Genomic DNA, 4,977 nt, shown 5'->3' on the forward strand with positions numbered 1-4,977 from the left:
TTCGTATTCTCAGTTACTTTGGATAAGTCCTCGAGCTATTAGTATTAGTCCGCTACATGTGTCGCCACACTTCCACTTCTAACCTATCTACCTGATCATCTCTCAGGGCTCTTACTGATATAAAATCATGGGAAATCTCATCTTGAGGTGGGTTTCACACTTAGATGCTTTCAGCGTTTATCCCTTCCCTACATAGCTACCCAGCGATGCCTTTGGCAAGACAACTGGTACACCAGCGGTAAGTCCACTCTGGTCCTCTCGTACTAGGAGCAGATCCTCTCAAATTTCCTACGCCCGCGACGGATAGGGACCGAACTGTCTCACGACGTTCTGAACCCAGCTCGCGTGCCGCTTTAATGGGCGAACAGCCCAACCCTTGGGACCGACTACAGCCCCAGGATGCGACGAGCCGACATCGAGGTGCCAAACCTCCCCGTCGATGTGAACTCTTGGGGGAGATAAGCCTGTTATCCCCAGGGTAGCTTTTATCCGTTGAGCGATGGCCCTTCCATACGGAACCACCGGATCACTAAGCCCGACTTTCGTCCCTGCTCGAGTTGTAGCTCTCGCAGTCAAGCTCCCTTATACCTTTACACTCTGCGAATGATTTCCAACCATTCTGAGGGAACCTTTGGGCGCCTCCGTTACCTTTTAGGAGGCGACCGCCCCAGTCAAACTGCCCGTCAGACACTGTCTCCGATAGGGATCACCTATCCGGGTTAGAGTGGCCATAACACAAGGGTAGTATCCCAACATCGTCTCCTTCGAAACTGGCGTCCCGATCTCATAGACTCCTACCTATCCTGTACATGTGGTACAGACACTCAATATCAAACTGCAGTAAAGCTCCATGGGGTCTTTCCGTCCTGTCGCGGGTAACCTGCATCTTCACAGGTACTAAAATTTCACCGAGTCTCTCGTTGAGACAGTGCCCAAATCATTACGCCTTTCGTGCGGGTCGGAACTTACCCGACAAGGAATTTCGCTACCTTAGGACCGTTATAGTTACGGCCGCCGTTTACTGGGGCTTCAATTCATACCTTCGGATTACTCCTAAGCACTCCTCTTAACCTTCCAGCACCGGGCAGGCGTCACCCCCTATACATCATCTTACGATTTAGCAGAGAGCTGTGTTTTTGATAAACAGTTGCTTGGGCCTATTCACTGCGGCTGACATAAAGTCAGCACCCCTTCTCCCGAAGTTACGGGGTCATTTTGCCGAGTTCCTTAACGAGAGTTCTCTCGCTCACCTGAGGCTACTCGCCTCGACTACCTGTGTCGGTTTGCGGTACGGGTAGAGTATGTTTAAACGCTAGAAGCTTTTCTTGGCAGTGTGACGTCACTAACTTCGCTACTAAACTTCGCTCCCCATCACAGCTCAATGTTATAGAATTAAGCATTTAACTCAATTCACACCTCACTGCTTAGACAGACACTTCCAATCGTCTGCTTTAGTTAGCCTACTGCGTCCCTCCATCACTACATACTCTAGTACAGGAATATCAACCTGTTGTCCATCGGATACACCTTTCGGTCTCTCCTTAGGTCCCGACTAACCCAGGGCGGACGAGCCTTCCCCTGGAAACCTTAGTCTTACGGTGGACAGGATTCTCACCTGTCTTTCGCTACTCATACCGGCATTCTCACTTCTATGCGTTCCAGCGCTCCTCACGGTACACCTTCTCCACACATAGAACGCTCTCCTACCATACCTATAAAGGTATCCACAGCTTCGGTAAATTGTTTTAGCCCCGGTACATTTTCGGCGCAGGGTCACTCGACTAGTGAGCTATTACGCACTCTTTGAATGAATAGCTGCTTCTAAGCTAACATCCTAGTTGTCTGTGCAACCCCACATCCTTTTCCACTTAACAATTATTTTGGGACCTTAGCTGGTGGTCTGGGCTGTTTCCCTTTCGACTACGGATCTTAGCACTCGCAGTCTGACTGCCGACCATAATTCATTGGCATTCGGAGTTTATCTGAGATTGGTAATCCGGGATGGACCCCTCACCCAAACAGTGCTCTACCTCCAAGAATCTTGATGTCGACGCTAGCCCTAAAGCTATTTCGGAGAGAACCAGCTATCTCCAAGTTCGTTTGGAATTTCTCCGCTACCCACAAGTCATCCAAGCACTTTTCAACGTGCCCTGGTTCGGTCCTCCAGTGCGTCTTACCGCACCTTCAACCTGCTCATGGGTAGGTCACATGGTTTCGGGTCTACGACATAATACTAAAGCGCCCTATTCAGACTCGGTTTCCCTACGGCTCCGTCTCTTCAACTTAACCTCGCATCATATCGTAACTCGCCGGTTCATTCTACAAAAGGCACGCTCTCACCCATTAACGGGCTCGAACTTGTTGTAGGCACACGGTTTCAGGTTCTATTTCACTCCCCTCCCGGGGTGCTTTTCACCTTTCCCTCACGGTACTGGTTCACTATCGGTCACTAGGGAGTATTTAGGGTTGGGAGATGGTCCTCCCAGATTCCGACGGGATTTCACGTGTCCCGCCGTACTCAGGATACTGCTAGGTACAAAGACTATTTTAAATACGAGGCTCTCACTCTCTTTGGCTGACCTTCCCATGTCATTCTTCTATAATCTTTGAGTCCACATTGCAGTCCTACAACCCCGAAGAGTAAACTCTTCGGTTTGCCCTCCTGCCGTTTCGCTCGCCGCTACTAAGGCAATCGCTTTTGCTTTCTCTTCCTGCAGCTACTTAGATGTTTCAGTTCACTGCGTCTTCCTCCTCATATCCTTAACAGATATGGGTAACAGGTAGTACCTGTTGGGTTCCCCCATTCGGAAATCCCTGGATCATCGCTTACTTACAGCTACCCAAGGCATATCGTCGTTTGTCACGTCCTTCTTCGGCTCCTAGTGCCAAGGCATCCACCGTGCGCCCTTATTAACTTAACCTTACTTTTTTGACCTTTCAGTCATAAACTCTTATTAATACTACAGCGTTTTCGGTTTATTTTCTTGTTACTATTTGATATAGATATTCAATTTTCAATGTGCATTACTTGGTGATCTCTCACCAATGGAGCCTAGCGGGATCGAACCGCTGACCTCCTGCGTGCAAAGCAGGCGCTCTCCCAGCTGAGCTAAGGCCCCACAAGACCTCTCAAGACTAAACAAGACCAATGTGCATTCCTTATCCTTAGAAAGGAGGTGATCCAGCCGCACCTTCCGATACGGCTACCTTGTTACGACTTCACCCCAATCATCTATCCCACCTTAGGCGGCTGGCTCCTAAAAGGTTACCTCACCGACTTCGGGTGTTACAAACTCTCGTGGTGTGACGGGCGGTGTGTACAAGGCCCGGGAACGTATTCACCGCGGCGTGCTGATCCGCGATTACTAGCGATTCCGACTTCATGTAGGCGAGTTGCAGCCTACAATCCGAACTGAGATTGGCTTTAAGAGATTAGCTTGCCGTCACCGGCTTGCGACTCGTTGTACCAACCATTGTAGCACGTGTGTAGCCCAGGTCATAAGGGGCATGATGATTTGACGTCATCCCCACCTTCCTCCGGTTTATTACCGGCAGTCTCGCTAGAGTGCCCAACTGAATGATGGCAACTAACAATAGGGGTTGCGCTCGTTGCGGGACTTAACCCAACATCTCACGACACGAGCTGACGACAACCATGCACCACCTGTCACCTCTGTCCCGAAGGAAAACTCTATCTCTAGAGCGGTCAGAGGGATGTCAAGACCTGGTAAGGTTCTTCGCGTTGCTTCGAATTAAACCACATGCTCCACCGCTTGTGCGGGCCCCCGTCAATTCCTTTGAGTTTCAACCTTGCGGTCGTACTCCCCAGGCGGAGTGCTTAATGCGTTAGCTACGGCACTAAACCCCGGAAAGGGTCTAACACCTAGCACTCATCGTTTACGGCGTGGACTACCAGGGTATCTAATCCTGTTTGCTCCCCACGCTTTCGAGCCTCAGCGTCAGTTACAAGCCAGAGAGCCGCTTTCGCCACCGGTGTTCCTCCATATATCTACGCATTTCACCGCTACACATGGAATTCCACTCTCCCCTCTTGCACTCAAGTTAAACAGTTTCCAAAGCGTACTATGGTTAAGCCACAGCCTTTAACTTCAGACTTATCTAACCGCCTGCGCTCGCTTTACGCCCAATAAATCCGGACAACGCTCGGGACCTACGTATTACCGCGGCTGCTGGCACGTAGTTAGCCGTCCCTTTCTGGTAAGATACCGTCACAGTGTGAACTTTCCACTCTCACACTCGTTCTTCTCTTACAACAGAGCTTTACGATCCGAAAACCTTCTTCACTCACGCGGCGTTGCTCGGTCAGACTTCCGTCCATTGCCGAAGATTCCCTACTGCTGCCTCCCGTAGGAGTCTGGGCCGTGTCTCAGTCCCAGTGTGGCCGATCACCCTCTCAGGTCGGCTATGTATCGTTGCCTTGGTGAGCCGTTACCTCACCAACTAGCTAATACAACGCAGGTCCATCTGGTAGTGGTGCAATTGCACCTTTCAAGCAGCTATCATGCGATATCTACTCTTATGCGGTATTAGCTATCGTTTCCAATAGTTATCCCCCGCTACCAGGCAGGTTACCTACGCGTTACTCACCCGTTCGCAACTCATCCGGAAAGAGCAAGCTCCTCCTTCAGCGTTCTACTTGCATGTATTAGGCACGCCGCCAGCGTTCGTCCTGAGCCAGGATCAAACTCTCATTAAAAGTTTGAGTTCTCACTCATTTCTGTCACTGACAGATTTATTGTTTTTTCATTGTTCAGTACTACAACTTCATGTTGTAGTGCCCTGCACATTGGTTCGTCTTGTTCAGTTTTCAAAGGTCTTTGTCGCGCTTACGACAACTATATTAGTATATCACAGTCACTTTTCTCTGTCAACAGGTTTTTTTAACTTTTTTAAATCCTATTTCCATCAACCGCGATACACCCATAGTCCGTACGGGATTCGAACCCGTGTTACCGC

Annotated in this window: 1 tRNA gene and 2 rRNA genes; all 3 read right to left on the reverse strand. The window is 49.8% G+C overall.

Annotation, left to right across the window (positions count from 1 at the left end):
* Positions 1-18: 18 nt before the first annotated feature.
* Positions 19-2,921: ribosomal RNA gene (locus HMPREF2957_RS00235) — 23S ribosomal RNA — on the reverse strand.
* Between the two features lie 125 nt (positions 2,922-3,046).
* Positions 3,047-3,119, reverse strand: a tRNA-Ala gene (locus HMPREF2957_RS00240).
* A 50-nt stretch (positions 3,120-3,169) separates the two neighbouring features.
* Positions 3,170-4,717, reverse strand: a 16S ribosomal RNA gene (locus tag HMPREF2957_RS00245).
* The 16S and 23S rRNA genes sit together here with 1 tRNA gene alongside, the layout of an rRNA operon.
* Between the last annotated feature and the right edge of the window lie 260 nt (positions 4,718-4,977).

The sequence above is a fragment of the Streptococcus sp. HMSC062D07 genome, assembly GCF_001814215.1.
In the GTDB taxonomy this organism is placed as follows: Bacteria; Bacillota; Bacilli; order Lactobacillales; family Streptococcaceae; genus Streptococcus; species Streptococcus infantis_I.